The 19,272-nt window shown below is 49.5% G+C and carries 14 protein-coding genes; 8 read left to right on the forward strand and 6 right to left on the reverse strand.

Annotation, left to right across the window (positions count from 1 at the left end; genetic code table 11):
* Positions 1-2 precede the first annotated feature (2 nt).
* The gene (locus KJY73_RS08625) at positions 3-842 is read right to left on the reverse strand and encodes a type 2 periplasmic-binding domain-containing protein (RefSeq protein ID WP_214342809.1); all 840 of its coding nucleotides are present in this window, start codon (positions 840-842) and stop codon (positions 3-5) included.
* A gap of 131 nt (positions 843-973) precedes the next feature.
* On the opposite strand from KJY73_RS08625, the gene KJY73_RS08630 reads away from it, so the two are divergent.
* Together KJY73_RS08630 and KJY73_RS08635 are read left to right on the forward strand one after the other, a co-directional pair.
* A complete protein-coding gene (locus KJY73_RS08630) occupies positions 974-2,398 on the forward strand; it encodes a YfcC family protein (protein ID WP_214342812.1) in 1,425 nt (474 codons plus the stop codon).
* A gap of 49 nt (positions 2,399-2,447) precedes the next feature.
* A complete protein-coding gene (locus KJY73_RS08635) occupies positions 2,448-2,984 on the forward strand; it encodes a heme NO-binding domain-containing protein (protein ID WP_214342827.1) in 537 nt (178 codons plus the stop codon).
* Here the strand turns inward: KJY73_RS08635 and KJY73_RS08640 are convergent.
* From KJY73_RS08640 to KJY73_RS08650, 3 genes are all read right to left on the reverse strand, one after another.
* Positions 2,976-3,278 carry a hypothetical protein gene (locus tag KJY73_RS08640; RefSeq protein ID WP_214342830.1) on the reverse strand — a complete coding sequence of 101 codons (303 nt, stop codon included), beginning with the start codon at positions 3,276-3,278 and terminating at the stop codon, positions 2,976-2,978. The genes KJY73_RS08635 and KJY73_RS08640 overlap by 9 nt on opposite strands.
* Before the next feature lie 62 nt (positions 3,279-3,340).
* The gene (locus KJY73_RS08645; RefSeq protein WP_214342833.1) at positions 3,341-4,729 is read right to left on the reverse strand and encodes a DEAD/DEAH box helicase; all 1,389 of its coding nucleotides are present in this window, start codon (positions 4,727-4,729) and stop codon (positions 3,341-3,343) included.
* A 93-nt stretch (positions 4,730-4,822) separates the two neighbouring features.
* Positions 4,823-5,704: a LysR family transcriptional regulator gene (locus KJY73_RS08650; RefSeq protein WP_214342836.1), complete on the reverse strand. Its 882-nt coding sequence runs from the start codon at positions 5,702-5,704 to the stop codon at positions 4,823-4,825.
* 362 nt (positions 5,705-6,066) lie between these two features.
* Here KJY73_RS08650 and KJY73_RS08655 point away from each other — a divergent pair, with 362 nt between their 5' ends.
* From KJY73_RS08655 to KJY73_RS08665, 3 genes are all read left to right on the forward strand, one after another.
* The gene (locus KJY73_RS08655; RefSeq protein WP_214342839.1) at positions 6,067-9,090 is read left to right on the forward strand and encodes a TonB-dependent receptor domain-containing protein; all 3,024 of its coding nucleotides are present in this window, start codon (positions 6,067-6,069) and stop codon (positions 9,088-9,090) included.
* Positions 9,091-9,152: 62 nt separating this feature from the next.
* Positions 9,153-10,730 carry an N-acyl-D-amino-acid deacylase family protein gene (locus KJY73_RS08660; RefSeq protein ID WP_214342842.1) on the forward strand — a complete coding sequence of 526 codons (1,578 nt, stop codon included), beginning with the start codon at positions 9,153-9,155 and terminating at the stop codon, positions 10,728-10,730.
* A 21-nt stretch (positions 10,731-10,751) separates the two neighbouring features.
* Positions 10,752-13,340 (forward strand): M14 family zinc carboxypeptidase, encoded by a 2,589-nt coding sequence (locus KJY73_RS08665; RefSeq protein ID WP_214342845.1) that lies wholly within the window; start codon positions 10,752-10,754, stop codon positions 13,338-13,340.
* Between the two features lie 331 nt (positions 13,341-13,671).
* On the opposite strand, the gene sppA is transcribed toward KJY73_RS08665, so the two are convergent.
* Positions 13,672-15,531, reverse strand: a complete 1,860-nt coding sequence (gene sppA / locus KJY73_RS08670) for a signal peptide peptidase SppA (protein ID WP_214342848.1) — start codon at positions 15,529-15,531, stop codon at positions 13,672-13,674.
* 231 nt (positions 15,532-15,762) lie between these two features.
* Between sppA and KJY73_RS08675 the strand changes: the two genes are divergently transcribed.
* Positions 15,763-17,790: an NADPH-dependent 2,4-dienoyl-CoA reductase gene (locus KJY73_RS08675; protein WP_214342851.1), complete on the forward strand. Its 2,028-nt coding sequence runs from the start codon at positions 15,763-15,765 to the stop codon at positions 17,788-17,790.
* Positions 17,791-17,806: 16 nt separating this feature from the next.
* Here KJY73_RS08675 and KJY73_RS08680 read toward each other — a convergent pair whose 3' ends face one another.
* Entirely contained in the window at positions 17,807-18,007 is a 201-nt protein-coding gene (locus tag KJY73_RS08680) for a hypothetical protein (RefSeq protein ID WP_214342854.1), read from the reverse strand.
* A gap of 67 nt (positions 18,008-18,074) precedes the next feature.
* Here KJY73_RS08680 and KJY73_RS08685 point away from each other — a divergent pair, with 67 nt between their 5' ends.
* Together KJY73_RS08685 and KJY73_RS08690 are read left to right on the forward strand one after the other, a co-directional pair.
* Complete coding sequence (locus KJY73_RS08685) at positions 18,075-18,629, forward strand: NAD(P)H nitroreductase (protein WP_206594517.1); 555 nt, start codon at positions 18,075-18,077, stop codon at positions 18,627-18,629.
* A 45-nt stretch (positions 18,630-18,674) separates the two neighbouring features.
* Positions 18,675-19,241: a hypothetical protein gene (locus KJY73_RS08690; protein WP_214342857.1), complete on the forward strand. Its 567-nt coding sequence runs from the start codon at positions 18,675-18,677 to the stop codon at positions 19,239-19,241.
* The last annotated feature ends 31 nt before the right edge of the window (positions 19,242-19,272 follow it).

Below are 19,272 nucleotides of genomic sequence, written 5' to 3' on the forward strand. Positions count from 1 at the left end.
GATTAAGGACGATACCAGTAGCGCTCCTGCTCTAGTGGGGTGAGTTGTGGCAACAGGGGGTTCCACAGCGGTAACACTTTTCGCTCGAACAGTCTGGCCTTATCGATGGCCTGTTGATGATAGGCCGTAAACAAACGATCGAATTCGCCGTTTGCCAGCATCTGCTTTAAGCCTGATTCTATCCCAGCGGCAAGCTTTGTATCTGTTGGTCGGAAAAAGAAGTACATGGCGGTGGGATAAAACAGGGCTAGTTGCTTTTCCACCACCAGATCACTTTGATAGTTTTCTTGTTCGGTCCAAATCTCAAGGATAGAGCGTGGAAAGGCAATCCCTCGGTCTCTAAGCAGCATATCGAACAAATCCTGAGTCTGTGGCGTACCCGATACCCTCAGGCCGTTAGCTTGCAATACGTATGTATCCGGCCAGCCTTGTCCTTGCAATAGCGGTATGGTGGCAAGGGCTGATACAGTATCAATTTGGTTCAGTTTTGTTTGTGATGCAGGCTTGATCATCAACAAACGCCATCCATACAGCCCTTTGAATATAGGTATTCTTACCGGCAGTAAATGTTTCTCGCGCTCTATGCTGGTCATGGTCCAGACCACATCAATCCCATCGTTGGCTTCCAATTGCCGCAAAGCCCGGCTCTGCACAATCGGGTCTTGTGAAGGGATGAACTGGTAATCTAAACCTGCTGTTTGCAGTGCTTTAGCAAGCAATACTTGGGGATAATCTGAATCACTTTCCTGGGCTGGTTGAGGGTAAATTAATTGGGTTGACGCAGATAAGCCCGAAGAAAAAACGCCCAGGAACAAGAGCAATAATAAATAGTGCTGGTACATGATGCGACTCTCCCTGTGCTTGTTGCGCTTAAGATTTAAGCGGATATAAGCGGTTTCCCTGTGCTTTGAATTGCCGTTAATGCCGAGTTTGCGTAGACTCGCCCCACATTAAAATAAGCACATAACGACAAATGAAACAAGGATTCAAAGTTCCTCATACGCTGATACTGCTGCTGGGGATGATGCTGGTTGCTTTTATTGCGACCTGGATTGTGCCGCAAGGCTTCTTCGATACCGTAACTGCTGAAAACGGCAGGCAAATGGTGGTACCTGGTACCTTTACCCTAAGCGAAGGACGCAGTTACCTCACTCCATGGGATTTTCTAACTGCGATTCCCCGTGCCTTAGCTGCCGCGCAGGACGTCATTTTCTTCGTATTTATTGTCGGCGGTGTGCTGTCCATCGCAAGGGCCACCGGTACTATTGATGCGCTGATAGGGCGCATGCTGGAACGTTTCGGCCATAAGCCCAACCTGCTGATATTTATGGTGGTGTTTTGTTTTGCCATGGCATCTGGTGCTATAGGTACGGCAGGCGAATACATTCCTTTTGTGTTGATTCTGGTGGCTTTATGCAAAGCCATGCGCTTGGATGCTATGACGGCTGTGGGCATGATTGTGGCCGGTTACGGCATTGGCTATGGCGTATCAGCATTTAACCCTTTTACCGTGTTAATTGCCCAGCAAATTGCCGGTGTTCCTGTGTACTCCGGACTCGAATGGCGACTGGCGATTTTTGTGCCATTTGTGCTTATCGGATTCCACCATGTCTGGTCTTATGGCAAGAAGGTGCTGGCGGATCCTAACCAATCTTTAACCCGCGATTTGCCCTGTCCCTTAAGTGGCTCGGTTCAAGGAGATTACCCTAAGCTAAACGGCCGCCATCAGTTGATTTTACTTGGCTTCGTTGCTGCTCTGGTAACGGCGGTGTGGGGTATTGCGACTAAAGGTTGGTATTTGTACGAACTGGGTGGTGTATTTATCGCTTGGGGTATGTTCACTACTGTGGTGGGCAAGATTGAGGTGGATGTAGCTGCAGATCGTTTTATCGAAGGGGTTAAAGATCTGGCGACTACGGCCATGTTGATTGGGGTCGCAAGGGGCATAGCCCTGATATTGGAAGACGGCCAGATCTTGCATTCACTGGTCTACGGTATGTCATTGCCGTTGTCTTACCTAGGGGCTGAGTTGGCCTCAGTGGGTATGTTGATCATCCAGACTATTCTGAATCTGTTTATTCCCTCTGGAAGCGGGCAAGCGTATGTAACTATGCCCTTGATGGCACCGGTTGGCGATTTAATTGGCGTAACACGTCAGGTGGCGGTACTGGCTTATCAGTTTGGTGACGGCTTCTCGAATATGATCATTCCAACCAACGCGGTATTGATGGGCATTATCGGTATGGCCGGCGTGCCTTATCACTTGTGGTTCAGATTCTGCCTGCCACTTTTAGCCAAACTCATGTTGGCCGCCGCTATTGTGTTGGTATTGGCGGTCACCTTCGGCTATGGTGAAGATGTTCAGCCAAAAGCAGTAGAACAGAGTCAGCAAAGCTAAGGGAGTCTCTTTCCAATCACCTGAGACTTCAAGGTTGATGGAGTGAAGTGTGCTAGGCATTATCTTTACCAGTTTTGTAGATATGATTGAGGAGCGCCTTCCTGAAATTCAGGTTGAGCGCTTCCTTGAGACCGCCGCACCGCAAGGGGGCGGGGCTTACACCGCCGTTGGCTACTATGCATTTGAAGAGTTACAGTCTCTGGTCGTCACTTTATCAAAAATGACAAACCGGCCAGTTCAGACCCTGCTTTACGATTTCGGTGTGTATTTGTTCGATGTACTCAAGCAGAGTCATGAAAGCCTGCTGTGGAGTAAGGAGCATCTGTTTGATCTGCTAGCTTGCCTGGATATTGAAATTCACCGGGACGTCATGTCTCTCTATGCTCAGGCTAATCCGCCACGATTTACTGTCATAGAACGCGATGAGCAAAAGATTGTTTTGTTGTATGAGTCGGCACGTCATCTCGAAGCACTTGCACATGGTCTGATCGTTGGGGCTGCCAGTCACTATCAACGTAACGTGTCGGTTGATATACAACCCTCATCAACAGCGTCGGGCTCGCTTATTACTGTGCGCTTACTGTGAAGTTTGGTGGTGTTTTGCGGCTAACCGCATGACTTTGCTTTTGGCGTCCAGCAAAGAAAAACCTTGGGTGGATCCCAGTGGAAAAAACAGTACCTTGAGAGGAAGCTGCCAAAGCACGGACCACCAACTTGTGGTTTCATTCCCATAGCGGGCTTCCAGCGCTGCTGCAGACAGCATACTGCGTCTATTCAGCTCAGCATAGATGGCCAGCGCCCGCTCTGTGCACTGGCGGTCATCAACTCGCTCAAACATATCCATTAATTCTTCGGTACTGAGTGGCGTCAGTTCATTCATTATTATCAAGCTTCCTTGCCGGTTAGCGGCCAACTATGTCTCTTGGCTAAGTAAACGGCCATTTAATCCTGGGGTTCATCCCCTGTAAATGGCGGTTCGTGCATGATCTCATCCTGGTCCGCGTCGAGCTCTTCTTCTAGTGCAACCCGAGGCTTTTTACGAACTAATACTTTGTCACCAATCTCAACCCCAGACATTGTATTAACCCGCTTTTTCTTGGGCTTGGCTTGTTGCCATACATTGTCACCCTGACCTGATGAGGACGGCCCTTTGCTCTGTTTGGCTGGTCGGGGCGGGCGAAGCCCCTTAAATTTACCCGCCAGACCTTCTATGACCTCAAATTCAATACTTTGCTCCAGCAGTGCTCGAACTGCTACGAAGCTTTGCCAATCCTTAGGGCCAACCAGTGAGACCGCATTGCCTTTATTCCCGGCTCGACCTGTTCGGCCGATACGGTGTACGTACTCTTCTGGCAGCTTTGGCATATCAAAGTTCACAACCAATGAAACTTTAAGCAGATCAAGACCCCGCGACGCTACATCTGTGGTGACCAGAATCTGATGATGTCCCCGGGCAAATTCATTCATGATATTGCTGCGTTGGGACTGACTGAGTTCGCCGGATAGGGCAATGCTGGTCAGTCCCCAATCCTTGAGCAAGCTTGCCAGTCGCTCCGTGTCAGCACGGGTAGCGGTAAACAAGATAGCCTGCCGATAGTCCTGCTTTTCCAACAGGGTCTTAAGTAACGCTTCTTTATGCTCAATATGGTCAGCCAGAATAAAACGCTGCTCTATATCAGCGTGTTGCTCACCAGCACTACCCAGGCTGATACGCTGCGGGGCTTTAAGCAATGTCTGGGTCAGATAATGCAGTTCGGCGTTATCCAGAGTAGCGGAGAACATCATGGTCTGGCGCTTACGATGGTCGGCCTTGGCATGAATATGTTTTAGTTGTGGGGCAAAGCCCAAGTCCAGCATGCGATCTGCTTCATCCAAAATCAGAAGTTCAAGACCATTAAGGAACAGCGATTTGTCCGTTAGGTGATCGGCTACGCGACCGGCTGTACCTACGATAAATTGTGGATGGCGTTTTAGCGCTTTTACTTGGTCATTAAAATTTTCGCCACCTAAAATCAAGGCCACATTGGCACTTGGGCCATCCAGCAGGGTACGCAGTTGTAAAAATACCTGCTTGGCCAGTTCGCGGGTTGGCGCCAGGATCAATACCCGAGGATCTTTTTTCGACAGCGGCTTGGTTCTCAACACTCGCTGAATAGCCGGCACCAGGTAAGCTAGGGTCTTTCCTGAACCTGTCTTGGATGACACGATCAGGTCTTTGCCAAGCAGCGCGTGGGGCACAGCCTTAGCCTGGATTTCAGTGGCCTGGTTAAAACCTTTCAGTTGCAGCGTGTTTTGTAATCTGTGATCAAGGGGCAGGTCGGAAAAAAGCAATGATGTGATCCGGTGACAAATTTGCCGCAAGTATACGCTGTTGCTCAGCGATGAGCCAGAAAAGGCCGACAATGCATGCCGGCCTTATGTGTCTTAAGCGGAAATTTCCGATTTGAGGTATTTCAAAAATGCTTCAGTTACCTTGGACAGTGGACGATTATCCAGGTACAGGCCATTGATCTTAAAAGTCAGAGGCGGGGCAAAGGAGGCCATGCCGACTTTATCTGATAAATTACCCAGCGCGGTAAACTTGTCTATGGTACAGCAGCCCAGTCCCTGCGCCACCATGCGTGCGGCAACATAGTAGGATGTGACCTGCAGATTGCTTTGCACTTGCACACCGTCATTGGTTAGACGGTCATACGCCAGTTCACCCAGTGGGCCGCTATCCCAGATGCCGATTAACTCTGTTTTAGCCAGTTGTTCGGGGCTCAGCACTTTAGGCTCATCAGGAAATTGCGCTTTGGGGTACAGGATAACGATTTCCCCTTCACCGCATTCTATTTTGGTGACACCAGGCATGGGCGGAGAAGAGTAAAGAAGCGCCAGGTCGCAGCGATGTTCGGTCAGGGCTTGCAGAGCCTGATCGTTGTGGGTGGTTTCCAGATCAAAGCGAATATTAGGGTGCTCTTCTCGAAACTTAGCTAATGCCTTCGGTACCACATCAAAGCCCAGTGCAGGCGTGAACGACAAGTTAATTTGTCCGAAGTCGTTACGTTTGATATTTTCCGACATCTTGCGAATAGAGCGCAGCTGCCGGTAGGTTTTATCCACTTCGGTAAACAGCATGTCTGCTTCTGGGGTCGGGATTAGTTGTCCTTTATTACGATGGAACAGCTGAAAACCCAGCTGCATCTCTGCATGGGCCAACACTTTACTAACGGAAGGTTGTGAGACAAATAGCAGCTTGGCGGCACCCGTAATGGAGCCGGTGGTGTATACCGAGTGAAATACTTCTATATGTCGTAGCCGCATGCTTAATACCCTCGAAAAGAAAACCCGGTCACCGCAAGAGGTGGCAGGCTACCACTAACTCCCAGCGACATACTGTAACGAAACTACTTAGCCCCATAAACCAGGGTTATGGGATTTGCAAATACTACCCGTATTTCTGCATATATTGATGTGCATTTAACTTGATTAGTTGTCACTTTAGCGCGTCAAGTAGCTGGTTTACTTAAGCTGTGGCATAGTCCGGCACCACGCCAAATTTGCATAACTCCAGGTTATGAGATGTCGATTTTCTTTTAATTGCACTTAGACAATATATTCAGGATTGTGTAAGCACCACAACAATAAGGTCCGACAGTGGCGGCCAAACTCAAATGGGGATAGTCATGAAAACATCCAACAGCAACAAGTGTAACCTGAGCCCATTGGCTCTGTGTATTCTTACCGCGCTAGGGAGCAGCGCGGCAGTCGCTCAGCAGACTACTGGTGTAGAACGCACCGAAGTCGCTGGCGCACAAGTTCAGAACACGGAGAGTACTGCTGCTAAGCTGCAAAAAGAGCAAGAGCAGGATTTAGAAAAGGTAATAGTGGTAGGTTCAAGCATTAAAGGCCTGAACGTAACTGGTGCATTACCTGTTTCACTAATGGATCAGAAAGATATTGATGCTATTGCCGCCACCTCGGGTGCGGATTTGTTTGCTGCGATTCCTTCTAACGGCAACGTTAACTTCAATGGTAACGACGTGGTCAGCGGCGTCTATGCGTCTCGTGGTGACGTAGCCTCTATCAACCTGCGCAGTATAGGTACCGGTAATACCCTGGTATTGCTAAATGGTCGTCGTCTGGTTCAACACCCAGGCTCGCAGACTGAAAACTCTGTACCGGTCACTACAGTGAACATGAATGCTATCCCTGTTATGGGCATTCGTCGCGTTGAAGTATTGCACGACGGTGCGGCGGCAATTTATGGTTCTGATGCCGTTGCTGGTGTAGTAAACAGCGAAATGCGCAGCGACTTCGACGGTTATCGCTTTGACGTACAGTACGGCGATGCAGAGAACATCAGTCGTTCCAAACTGAATATGAATATGTTGGGTGGTTGGTTCCTGAATGACCAGTCAACCAATCTGACCTTGTCCATGAACTACTACAAAGCCAGCGAAGTGATGGCGTCTGAGTTGCCATATTCGGCCAATTCTGACCTGCGTCCTTTCCTGGAAGGTAGCGATTGGGAAGGTGACACTAACTTCCGTAATACCTCTAGCACAACCCCTTGGGGACGTTTTGATGCTAGCCAGGGTGTGAGCGGACTGACCACAGGTGCGGGTCGTTTCCACATTGAACCTGTAGATGGCTCAGACAGCAATCAGAAGTGCGTATTGGCCAACGGTCTGTGTATTGATAGTGGTTCAGTAGGTTCTGATCAATATTACAATACCAACGGCAGCCGTACCTTGTTGCCAGAAACCGAGCGTGCCAATGCATTCTTGTTCATCAATCATGAAATGGACAGTGGCACAGAGCTTTATGGTGAGCTGAGCTACTACTGGGCTGAATCTAATTCACAACGTGGTGAGACTGCGACCCTGACGTCTGCACCTGTGACGATCTCCAAAGACGCTTACTGGAACCCACTTGGATCTGGTGTAAACCGTGTAGCCGGATTTGATATTCCTGCCGAAGGCCTGGATGTCAAAATGGACGCTTACCGCGTAGTGGATGCTGGTGTACGTCAAATCAACGTCGTCAATACCACCTACAGAGGCTTGGCCGGTGCACGTGGTAACTTTGGTAACTGGGATTGGGACAGTGCGGTACTTTACTCCGCAGCAAAGACCGACGATACCACTTACAACCGTACCAGTCTGACTAAGTTCCAACAAGCGGTGAACCGCGCTGACGCCAGCGCATACAACCCGTTCTGTGGCGCAACTTGTAACAGCCAGGCCAGCATCGATCCTTTCCTGGTTAATATCAGCCGTGTCGGTGAAACCGAGTTGGCCTTGGTTGACTACAAACTGTCTAACCCCAACTTGTTCAGTCTGCCTGCTGGTAATGTCGGTGTTGCCTTTGGTACCGAGTGGCGTTATGAGAGCTTTGAAAACGACTATGATGACCGTTTGGACGGTACCACTGTCTATACTGATGCCGTAACGGGTACTGTGTATGAAACCGACGTAATGGGGTCAAGTGGCCAGCCAGATGCAGACGGTTCACGTAATGTATTCTCAGCCTTCGTTGAATTAGCCGGTCCGTTAATCAGCCCTGAGATGGATATTCCTTTGGTTGAAAAACTGGATTTCCAGCTGGCTGGTCGTTACGAGCGTTACAATGATGTTGGCAGTGTATTTAAGCCCAAGGCAGTGTTGTCATGGTACCCGGCGCAAAGTGTACAAATTCGTGCATCTTATGCAGAAGGTTTCCGCGCACCTAACCTGGAACAGCTGCATACAGCCCGTACCAACCGTGTTAACTATCCTATTGACTACTACCGTTGTCAGGCCAGTGTTAACAAGGGCGATATTGCTAACTTGAGTGCTTGTAGCGGCACCGACAGTATCGAGAACATCCGTTTGGGTAACCCCGATCTGAAACCAGAGAAGGATTACAACTACGGTTTTGGTATGGTGTATACCCCGGCATTTGTTGACAACCTAACCCTGACCACTGATTTCTGGCGTATTGAACAGGAAGACTTAGTTGGTATTCGTTCTTTCCAGAACATCGCCGACTTGGATTACCTGTATCGTATGAATGGCTCCAGCAATCCAAACGTCATTCGTTCAGCGCCAACTGCTGATGATATTGCTTTCTTCGCAGGTTCTGGCCTGGAAGCTGTGGGCGATATGATGGACATCTATGGTTTGTTTGAAAACCTCGACTCTCGCACTACCGAAGGTTTGGATCTGGGTATTTACTACAAACTGAATCGTACGTCTTTCGGCGACTTTGACTTTAAACTTAACGGTGCCAAGTTGCTGAAATCCTACCAGAGCGTTGATGAAGAGTCTGCCAAGCTGGCGGCACTGGGCATCACTCTGGATGATGTCGGTGACATGATTCAAATGGATGGTCGTCCTGAGTGGCAGGCGTCTGGTACCGTGACCTGGCGTTACGACAACTGGGGTGCAGGTTTGCATGCCAAGTATGTTGGTGACTATTACGACACCAGCGCAGTGCATGATGAGACCGGTGATTTCTGGCATGTATCTTCTTGGAATACCGTGAGCCTGTACGGTCAGTACAGCTTCGATGAAGGCGCGATGGATGGCATGCGTCTGCGCGTAGGTGTGCGTAACCTGTTTGATCGTGAGCCACCTTTGGCTGACGAGACTTATGGTTATGATGCCAGCTTACACAGTTCAGAAGGTCGATACTTCTACGTATCACTGCAGGCCAACTTCTTCTAAGTTGAGCGAATTATCTTAAAAAAGGGCGAGTTATCGCCCTTTGTTTTTTCAGGAGTAAGCCAATGAGCAATGAATTTTCACGTTTAAGTCCGTTAATGGGTGCGTTGCTGGCTGCGGGCTTGTTAGCAGGGTGTTCCGGTAGCCCCGAACAAAGTGCTGATTATCTAATAAGCAGTCAACAAATTTATACCGGTAATGGAACCCAGCCCATGGCGGGTGTAATCCTGGTTAAAGACGGCAAGATTGTCGATGTACTGCCCGAAGCCCCCAAAAATCTGCGCGTGGCAAAGCATATTGATGCCAATAATTTGGTCGTGGCACCAGGGTTTATAGATCCTCACACCCATGCCTGTAATGACTTTGACAAAGGTCAACCTAACCTCAATGCCAACTATCTGACCCAGGGCGTGACAACGGTATTTTGTGGTAACGATGGTGGCGGCGATGTTGAAGTCGGTGCCACTTTTGATTTGTACGAAAAACAAGGTATTGGCAGCAATGTGGCCTTGTATGTGGGACATGGTGCTGTGCGCTCAGAAGTGATGGGCCGGGAGAATCGTAAAGCCAGTGCTGCAGAGCTTGAACAAATGAAGGCCTTGGTTGAAAAAGCCATGCATGAAGGTGCATTGGGTCTTTCAACCGGGCTCTACTATGTACCAGGTAATTACGCTGATACGGCCGAGGTGGTGGCGCTGGCTAAGGTGGCTGCCCAATTTGGCGGGGTGTACGACAGCCACATTCGTGACGAAAGCAGCTACCATATTGGCCTGATAGCGGCGGTACAGGAAGTCTTGGATATTGCCCGGGACGCAGAGATCCCTGTGCATCTGGCGCATCTAAAAGCATTAGGTGTTGATGTATGGGGGGAAAGTCAGACCATCATTAAGATGGTGGACGACGCCCATGCTAAAGGTTTGCATGTTACGGCGGATCAATATCCCTGGAAGGCCTCTGGTACCAGTGTTGCCGGTGCACTGATGCCACGCTGGGCATTGGCGGGAACTGAAGAAGAGTACCATGCAAGGCTGAAGGATCCCGCGCAATTGCCCGGTATCAAGGTAGAGATGCAAGACAACTTGCGTCGCCGGGGTGGTGCAGATTCCTTACTGATTAGTGACCCTACATCCGGTGAGTTACGGGGTAAAACCCTGGCACAAGTAGCAACCGAAAGAGGCGTTGATCCTATTGATGCGGCATTGCAAATCATCTTGGCAGGCAATGCCAGAGTGGCAAGCTTCAATATGTCTGAGCAGGATATCGAAGCTTTGGTTCAGCAGGATTGGGTGGTGACATCTTCCGACGGTAGCCCTGGGCATCCGCGCAAGTATGCGTCTTTCCCTAAAAAGTATCAGGATTTTGTTCAGAACAAACCGCTACTGACACTGGGTGAGTTTGTTCTGCGCAGCAGCAGTAAGACCGCTGACATTTTTGGCCTGGATAACCGCGGTAAGCTACAAGCAGGTTATGCCGCAGACCTAGTGTTATTTGATGCAAATAAGTATGCGCCGCGCGCTGACTATATGCATCCAGAGGTGTTGAGCGAAGGCGTGCAGTGGCTGTTTGTTAACGGCGTCGCCGCCATCGAAGAAGGAAAACTGACCGGTGAGCTTGCCGGCCAGGCCCTACGTAAAAAACCATAATAGAAGTTGAGCTACAAACACATGTTGATGAGAACCCTTCCCCATGCCCTGAAAGTGGGCTTGATGGTGGCTGGCTCGGTATTTTGTCTGTCAGTACAGGCAGACGTCCGGGACACACAAGCCTTTTATCCGCAGGATGTTGGATTCAATCCGGATATTCCTACACCGGAAGCGTTTCTGGGCCACCCATTGGGTGAAAGGATGGCACGTAATGACTTAATGGTGGCTTATCTCAAGCTGTTGGCTGAAAAGTCAGATCGTATTCAGTACGAGGTCATTGCCCACAGTCATGAAAAACGCCCAATTGTGACGCTAACTATCAGTAGCCCTGAGAATCTGGCGCGTCTTGAACAGATCCGCAGTGCTCACCTGGCTTTGCAGAAGGCCGGTGGCAAGCAGGCCATCAGTCAGGACATGCCGGTGGTAAGCTGGGTCAATTATGGCGTGCATGGGGGAGAGGTTAGCTCAACTGATTCTGCAATGCCGGTGGCCTATCATCTGGCCGCCGCCAATGGTGCACAGATAGAACGGATTCTAAAAGACAGCGTGATCCTGCTTACGGCCAGCTTTAACCCGGATGGCAACAGCCGAGAATCCGCGTGGAACTGGACCTTTGGTGCAGAAGTGCCGGTAACAGACGGCGTGAATGCCTTACATGGCGAGCCTTGGCCATCAGGACGTACTAATCACTACTGGTTTGATTTGAACCGTCAGTGGATGCTACAGCAGCATCCTGAGCCGGTAGGTTGGGTCGCTAAATTCCATCAGTGGCGCCCCAATATGGTGGCTGACTTCCACGAAATGCATTCGCATAAGTCTTATTATTTCCACCCTGGTGCCCCTGATAGGGTATTTCCTTTGATCGGTCAGGATGCCATGGCGCTACTCAGCGATGTGGTGCAAGGACCCCGTGATTTCATGGATAGCGAAGCTCGCTTGTACTTCAATGAAGAGTCGTACGACAACTTCTATATAGGCAAAGGTGCCACCTATCCACATTTGTACGGTAGTTTAGGCATCCTGTTTGAGCAATCCAGCACTTCAGGTTTACTGGATACTCCGCGTGGTTTGTTGTCATTCAGAGACAACATCCGTACCCAGTATCGCGTGGGTATTTCATTGCTGGATAGTGCGGCGGCAAAGCGTGAGTCATTGCTGAGTTTCCAGCGAAAGTTTGCCGATGCCACCAAAGCATTGGCACAGGATGATAAGACTAAAGCCTATGTATTCTCTGTGCCTGGTGATGAAGCGCGGGCCTTCCACTTCCTGGAACTTTTGCATCGTAACCAGATTGAAGTAAAGCGTCTGGCACGTGATGTCAAAGTAGATGGCCAGGTTTTTTCTGCCAGCAATGCCTTTGTGGTGGAAACAGACCAACCTACCTACCGTATGATCAAAGGCATGTTTGAGCGTATCACCAGCTTTGAGAACAACACATTCTATGATGTTTCAGGCTGGACTATGCCATTGGCCTTTGGTGTCGAATATGCGGCACTAAGCAGTCGTTCCTACAAGGCCGGTGACAGCGTGTTGCCAGCTTTCCCCAGCCAGAACGCACCGGCTAAAGCCGATGTGGCTTATGCCTTTGACTGGAGCCACTACTATGCACCGCGTGCCTTGTACCGTTTGCTTAAAGCAGGCTATCGCCCGCGTGTAACCACTGAACCTTTCACCACAGATTCGGATAAAGGGAAAGTGACCTTGGGCCGCGGCAGTATTGTGATGTCGGTTGGCTGGCAGGGCGGAGCAAAACCCGATGAACTGCATAGTTTGATGAGCCAAATTGCCAAAGAAGATGCTGTGCCTGTTTATGCTGTGGGGACCTCTTATACAGCCAGTGTGGGTATGGATCTGGGCAGCAATCTGATGCTTGAACTTGACCAGCCAAAGGTATTGCTGGTTATTGGCGAGGGCATTTCTCAATACGACGCAGGTGAAGTGTGGCACTTACTGGATAAGCGTATGCAGATGCCGGTGGTATTGCTGCATAAAGATAAATTGTCCTGGGTGAATCTTAAAGATTACAGCCATTTAATTATGGTAGGCGGAAGCTATGCTGATCTGGCAGATAAAACCGTGCAAAAGATTGACGGTTGGGTGAAAGACGGCGGCACTGTGGTGGGGATCCGTGACGGCGCCAAGTGGGCTGGCCAGAAGCTTCTGGATTTGAACCCGATTAAATTCAGCAAAGGTACGTTAGCCAGTGCCCCGCGTATTGATTATGCCAATAAAGAGAATGCGGAAGCGCAGGATATCATTGGCGGCGCGATTATGGCCGGCGACCTGGATATCACCCATCCATTGGGATTTGGCTATCAAAGTCGAGACATTGCCAGTCAGCGCAATACATTGCTCGCGTTTGAACCACCGAAAAATCCCTTTGCGACCGTAGTGAAAATAGCGGATAAGCCCTTGTTAAGTGGTTTTGCCTCACCTGAAAACCAGCAGCAACTGGCAGGTAAGGCGATGTTGGTGGCAGAGCGCAAGGGTAAAGGGTCGGTTATCCTGTTTACCGATAATCCAAATTTCCGTGCCTATTTTTATGGGACAGAAAAGCTCTTTATGAACAGTTTGTTTTTCTCTAAAGCCTTCAACAAGCCTCGCGCTTAACACCAATCAAAAGCCCTGGTTTCCGGGGCTTTTTTTTTGCCAGAATAAAAAGGGCATGTCTAATGGGATAAATCCTGGTTTCCCCTGGTGCAGTGGTGCCTAATGTCGATCCCTATGTCTCTGCTACGGCCCGGTGGTTGTTCGTTTCTGCTATAGCTGGGAGATATATGGCTTAACTGCACATTCGAATAAGAGGGCGTTAAGGTTAAGTCTCTACCAGAAGATTAGCGCTTCATAACGATATTTATCGCTTGTTAGAGCAGAGAAGGGGTTTCGGATGAGCAAAAAATAAAGGCACCCAATTGGGTGCCTTTAAACTCAGTTGAGCTTATCAGAGTTCGCAGGGCAGGCAGAATGCATAAGCACCGCGTGGGTCGTTGAATTTGGCAAACACATCAAATTCAGCCACTAACTGCTTAACCAATCCCATTAACTCGCCGTCACTTTGACTCTTCAGTGCTTCACCGAACCATACCGACGCTACACCGAAGAACTCGTTCCAGAATTGCTCTTTGGGGCTCAGATCACGCTGAACATACTTGGTATCGTATTGATCCAGTCCCGCTCGCTCAGCGGCCGCACTAATGGCATCATCTAAATAACCGAGTTTATCCACCAAACCCAATTCCAACGCAGTCTGACCAATCCAGACACGGCCCTGGGCAATGCTGTCAACCGCGGCTTTATCCATTTCACGCTCATTGGCAACCAGTTCAATAAACTGGTTATAGCCATGTTCAATATTGCGCTGAATCACTTCGCCGATCCTTGGATCCAGTGCTCGAACCGGGCTCATTCCGGCAAACTCGGTAGTACCTACACCATCGGCGTGCACGCCCAGGTAATCCAAGGTATTTTCATAGGTCATAAACATACCAAAGATACCAATAGAGCCGGTAATAGTGCTAGGGGCCGCCCAAATCTCATCGGCGCCGGCTGAAATCCAGTAACCACCTGAAGCCGCGTAGGTGCTCATAGAGACTACCAGGGGTTTGCCAGCGGCTTTGATATTCTCTACTTCCTGACGAATCACCTCAGAGGCAAACGCACTGCCACCCGGCGAGTCGACGTAGAGCACAACGGCTTTGACGGTATCATCCAAACGCGCTTTACGCAGCAATGCCGCCGTACTGTCACCACCAATGGTGCCGGCCTTTTGCGTGCCGTTTAAAATAGTACCGCTGGCGACTACTATGCCTACATGGTCGGTATCTTTATGCACTGGCAGGTAAGGACCATTGATGACTTGCAGATACTGTTTAAAGTTGATGTGTTTGTAGCCTCGAGCAGATTTATCTTCACCTACCAGAGCAGTCAACTCGCTGCGAACTTCTTCGCGGTTGCGCAAACCATCTACCCAATTGTTGTCTACCGCATATTGGGCGAAATCACCGCCAACTTTGGAGAACTTAGCCAGGAAGCTATCCAGTTTCTCATCGAAATTGGCAATGTCCATGCCTCTGGCGGCGGCCACATCTGCCTTGTACTGGCTCCACAGGGCATCCAACCAGGCTTGGTTAGCTTGCTTGGCAGCGTCAGACATGTCGTCACGGATAAAAGGCTCAATGGCTGATTTAAAGGTGCCAACCCTGAATACATGGGTGGTTGCCTTGAGTTTTTCCAGCATGGATTTGAAGTACAGGCGATAACGGCCGTAACCATCAAGAATCATCCAACCCATGGGATTCATATACAGATGATCTGCATGGGCTGCCAGGTAGTATTGATCCTGGCTGAAATAATCACCGATAGCGTAAATGGGCTTTTCGCTCTCTTTGAAGCTATCCAGCGCATCACCCACTTGCTGCAACTTGTCCAGGCCACCTTGTTGTAAGCCATGCAGATCCAACACCAGGGCTTTGATTCGGCGGTCGTGCTTGGCGTTGTCGATAGCAAACAGCACGTCACGCAGCAATACTTCCGGATTTTCTTCCTTCTCTTCGAAGGCTTCCTGCATAAACTTAGCAAAAGGATCGACAGCGGTTTTTTCGATCACCAGTCTGCCGTTGAGGTTTAATACCAGTGCCGAATCTTTTGGCACCTCGACTTTACCTTCCTCTGAGGCGATAGCGATGATCACCGCCACCAGAATAAAAATGAATATCAGATTGAAAAACAGCTTTCGCGAAAAATTCAATACCGACCACACCCCTCCAGCGAGGGTGCGGAACATACCTTTTTGAGTTGCCATAACTACTGCACATTACTATTACGATATGTCTATCCTATCCAATGTCGGGCATAACAAGAAACTGCAAATGTAATTTTTTATGATCCCTTACAGGGATTGCAGTTAATTCGGGCTTTTGGATAGGTTGGACCTGAATTATCGAGCGGTTTACCCGTTGCTGTACTATTAGCAGGTGAATTCTTTGTTAATATTGCGGTAGACTCACAACAGATTAGACCAGTTGAGAATAATATGAATAAACATCCTCTGTATCCGCACTTGCTCAGCCCACTTGATTTGGGATTCACCAGTCTGAAAAACCGCGTATTAATGGGCTCTATGCATTTAGGTTTAGAGGAAGAAAAAGGTGGCATAGAAAAACTGGCTGCTTTTTATGCTGAGCGCGCCGCTGGCGGTGTAGGTCTAATAGTCACTGGGGGTATTAGCCCAAATAGGCAGGGCTGGGTGTTTCCCTTCGCATCTCGCATGACCAATAGCGCTCATGCTAAGAAGCATCAAGTTATAACCCAAGCGGTACATCAACATGGCGGCAAGATTTGTATGCAGATCCTGCATACCGGACGCTATGGCTATCACCCCATTAATGTAGCGCCGTCGGCGATTAAAGCGCCAATCAATCCATTTAAACCGCGCGCCATGTCAGGTCGGGGGATCCGCAGCACCATTAAGGATTATGCCAACTGTGCAGCCATGGCCAAGTTGGCTGGCTACGATGGTGTGGAGATCATGGGGTCGGAAGGTTATCTGATTAACCAATTCTTGTGCCCCCGCACTAATCAGCGAGACGACGAGTGGGGAGGGAGCTTTGAAAACAGGGCGCGTTTCGCTATTGAGATAGTAAAAGCGGTAAAAGCCAAAGTGGGCGCTGAATTTATCATTATTTTCCGCCTCTCCATGTTAGATCTGGTCGAAGGTGGCAGCGAATGGCAGGAAGTTGTGGCTCTTGGCAAGCTGTTGGAAGAAGCCGGTGTTACCATCATTAATACCGGCATTGGCTGGCATGAGGCTAGGGTACCCACTATTGGCACTATGGTTCCCAGAGCGGCTTTCACCTGGATCACCCAGCGTATGAAACAAGAATTGTCGGTGCCGCTGATAACCAGTAACCGCATTAACGATCCGCAGGTTGCGGAACAGGTACTGGCTGAAGGACATGCCGATATGGTGTCTATGGCTCGGCCATTTTTAGCCGATGCCGAATTCGTTAATAAAGCTGATCAACAGCGGGCAGACGAAATTAATACCTGCATAGCCTGTAACCAGGCTTGCCTTGACCATGTATTTAAGAAAAAACGTGCCAGTTGCTTAGTTAATCCCCGTGCTGGTTATGAGACAGAGTTAAATTTCCCTTTGACTCATCACAAGAAGAAGTTGGCCGTGGTTGGGGCAGGCCCAGCCGGTTTGGCGTTCAGTTGCTATGCCGCCGAACGTGGCCATGAAGTGCATTTATTTGATAGAGCCGCAGAGATAGGCGGACAATTTAACTACGCCAAGCAAATACCGGGTAAGGAAGAGTTTTATGAAACCTTGCGATACTTCTCAGTAAGGCTGCATAAAGCCGGGGTGAACTTGCATCTCACCACGGAAGTAGATGCAGAGTTCTTACGCCAAGGGCAATTCAACGAGGTGATATTGGCGACCGGTATCATACCCCGACAGTTAAATATTCCGGGTATAGAGCATGACAAGGTACTTAGCTATCTCGATGTGCTGCGAGACCACAAGGCGGTTGGGCAAAAAGTGGCGATCATTGGTGCTGGAGGCATAGGCTTCGATGTCGCTGAATACCTGTTGGAGCAACCCTCATTAACCACTCAGCCTTTGCAGTGGTTACAGTCCTGGGGCATAGATAAGCAGTATTCCGCCAGGGGCGCCCTGACCACGCCTATATCTCATATGCCAAATCGTGAAGTGTACTTGCTGCAACGTAAGCCAACTAAAGTAGGCAAAGGACTTGGGCCAACCACAGGGTGGATCCACCGGGCATCACTACTTAATAAAAAAGTTCAGATGCTGCCTGGGGTAAACTACCAGCGTATTGATGATAATGGACTGCATATCGACATCGAAGGTAAATCCCGCTGCCTAGCTGTGGATACCGTGATTATTTGCGCAGGGCAGGAGCCTCAACGAGCCTTGCAACAGGCACTTGAGCAGTCTGGCATAATAGTGCACCTTATCGGTGGTGCGGATGTGGCGGCAGAGCTAGATGCTAAGCGGGCAATACGCCAGGGAGCAGAACTAGCTTCAACTATCTGATCCTTGCTTTTCGGGGTTATTTGCGTGGCGACTCATTCAGCCAAAGCTGGATGAGTTGAGCAATACGCTGGTAATCCTCCTCGGCGAAGGTTTTTAGCAGTCTTGTTGTAGTGGGCTTTGCGTTTATTTTAGCCTGCTGTTTGATAAACAAACGATGGAAGGCGCCTTTTTGCTCTGCGTTGCCTTCATTCGTCGTGTTTGGGATATTTTTTCGCATAGCGCCCCTTGTAAATTGGCTAATCCTTTTCTAATTTAGCGCCAGAGTCCATCCTTTCAAACTTGTTATGCACGCATTAGAGCTGTTATTAAATCGTACCTCTCAACCCAGATTGCAAGAGCCGGCCCCTGCTGGTGAAATTCTGGAGAACATTATGCAGGCCGCTTTGCGCGCGCCTGATCATGCTGCCTTGACGCCATGGCGCTTTGTGGTGTGTCAGGGACTAGGATTGAACCGCCTGGGTGAAATATTAGAACAGGCGGCCATTGCCTCTGATATGTCAGAGAAAGATATAGAAAGGGCGCCACAGTTGCCGCTCAGAGCGCCTATGGTGATCGTCGCCATCGCCAAATATCAGGACAACCCCAAAGTACCTTGGGTGGAGCAGGTGGCATCGACAGCCTGTGCAGTGCATTCCATGCAAATGGCGGCGTTGGCACAAGGCTTTAATGGTATTTGGCGTACCGGCAGTTATGCGCAAAATGATGAAGTCAAGAAGGCCTTTGCTTTACAAGAGCAGGACGAGATAGTTGGGTTCTTGTACCTGGGTACTCCGCAAGCAGAGGCATTGCCGCGTAAACCCAAGTCCAGCGCCGATTATTTTGAATTCTGGAACGAATAAGCTGCTGTCAGATTTAACCGGCAGCTAAACAATAAGGATGATGTGATGAACAAAGCCTGGTTATTGCTGCCGTTATTGTGGGGAAATCACAGTTTGGCAGCCGAGGAATCTCCTAAGGACAGTTGTGAACTGGCTGGCAAATTGTATTCAAAAGGCGATCTAGACGGTGCGCTGGAGGAAGCGCGCTGGTGTGTTACCCTGTTGGAACAGGAGCGGAACAATGCGGTGGCGGCACTGTTTAAAGATGAGATTGCTGGTTTTACCGGAGGCAATATTAGCCATCAGCAGGCCTTTGGCTTTACCAGCCTGGAACGGGACTACCAAAAAGATCAGCTTAAGGTGAATGTCAGTCTGGCTGGGGGCGCTGCCGGGGGATTGGTCGGCGCGTTAAGTGTATTCAGCCAATTAGGATTGCAAAGCGGGCAGGGACAAGCGCTGCGTATTCAGCGCCGCAATGCGATGGTGATGCAAGAGTCCGGCAAACAAGTTTTGCAGGTGTCGCTACGAAGTGGGGGCATTCTGAGTTTTACTTCCGAGCAGTTGGATGCCGAGCAATTAAAAGCCTTTGCCAACGAATTTCCGGTCACTGAACTTGATGACGCTTTAAAATAAAAACGGGCCATTTGGCCCGTTTTTTTGCTAC

Origin of the sequence: Bowmanella yangjiangensis (assembly GCF_018531185.1) — a bacterium.
Taxonomy (GTDB): Bacteria; Pseudomonadota; Gammaproteobacteria; order Enterobacterales; family Alteromonadaceae; genus Bowmanella; species Bowmanella yangjiangensis.

Bases quoted from the DNA above. Each gene is read 5' to 3' on its own strand.
- KJY73_RS08625 (WP_214342809.1), bottom strand. From the start codon at position 842: ATGTACCAGCACTATTTATTATTGCTCTTGTTCCTGGGCGTTTTTTCT.
- KJY73_RS08630 (WP_214342812.1), top strand. From the start codon at position 974: ATGAAACAAGGATTCAAAGTTCCTCATACGCTGATACTGCTGCTGGGG.
- KJY73_RS08640 (WP_214342830.1), bottom strand. From the start codon at position 3,278: ATGAATGAACTGACGCCACTCAGTACCGAAGAATTAATGGATATGTTT.
- KJY73_RS08650 (WP_214342836.1), bottom strand. From the start codon at position 5,704: ATGCGGCTACGACATATAGAAGTATTTCACTCGGTATACACCACCGGC.
- KJY73_RS08655 (WP_214342839.1), top strand. From the start codon at position 6,067: ATGAAAACATCCAACAGCAACAAGTGTAACCTGAGCCCATTGGCTCTG.
- KJY73_RS08660 (WP_214342842.1), top strand. From the start codon at position 9,153: ATGAGCAATGAATTTTCACGTTTAAGTCCGTTAATGGGTGCGTTGCTG.
- KJY73_RS08665 (WP_214342845.1), top strand. From the start codon at position 10,752: ATGTTGATGAGAACCCTTCCCCATGCCCTGAAAGTGGGCTTGATGGTG.
- sppA (WP_214342848.1), bottom strand. From the start codon at position 15,531: ATGGCAACTCAAAAAGGTATGTTCCGCACCCTCGCTGGAGGGGTGTGG.
- KJY73_RS08675 (WP_214342851.1), top strand. From the start codon at position 15,763: ATGAATAAACATCCTCTGTATCCGCACTTGCTCAGCCCACTTGATTTG.
- KJY73_RS08680 (WP_214342854.1), bottom strand. From the start codon at position 18,007: ATGCGAAAAAATATCCCAAACACGACGAATGAAGGCAACGCAGAGCAA.
- KJY73_RS08685 (WP_206594517.1), top strand. From the start codon at position 18,075: ATGCACGCATTAGAGCTGTTATTAAATCGTACCTCTCAACCCAGATTG.
- KJY73_RS08690 (WP_214342857.1), top strand. From the start codon at position 18,675: ATGAACAAAGCCTGGTTATTGCTGCCGTTATTGTGGGGAAATCACAGT.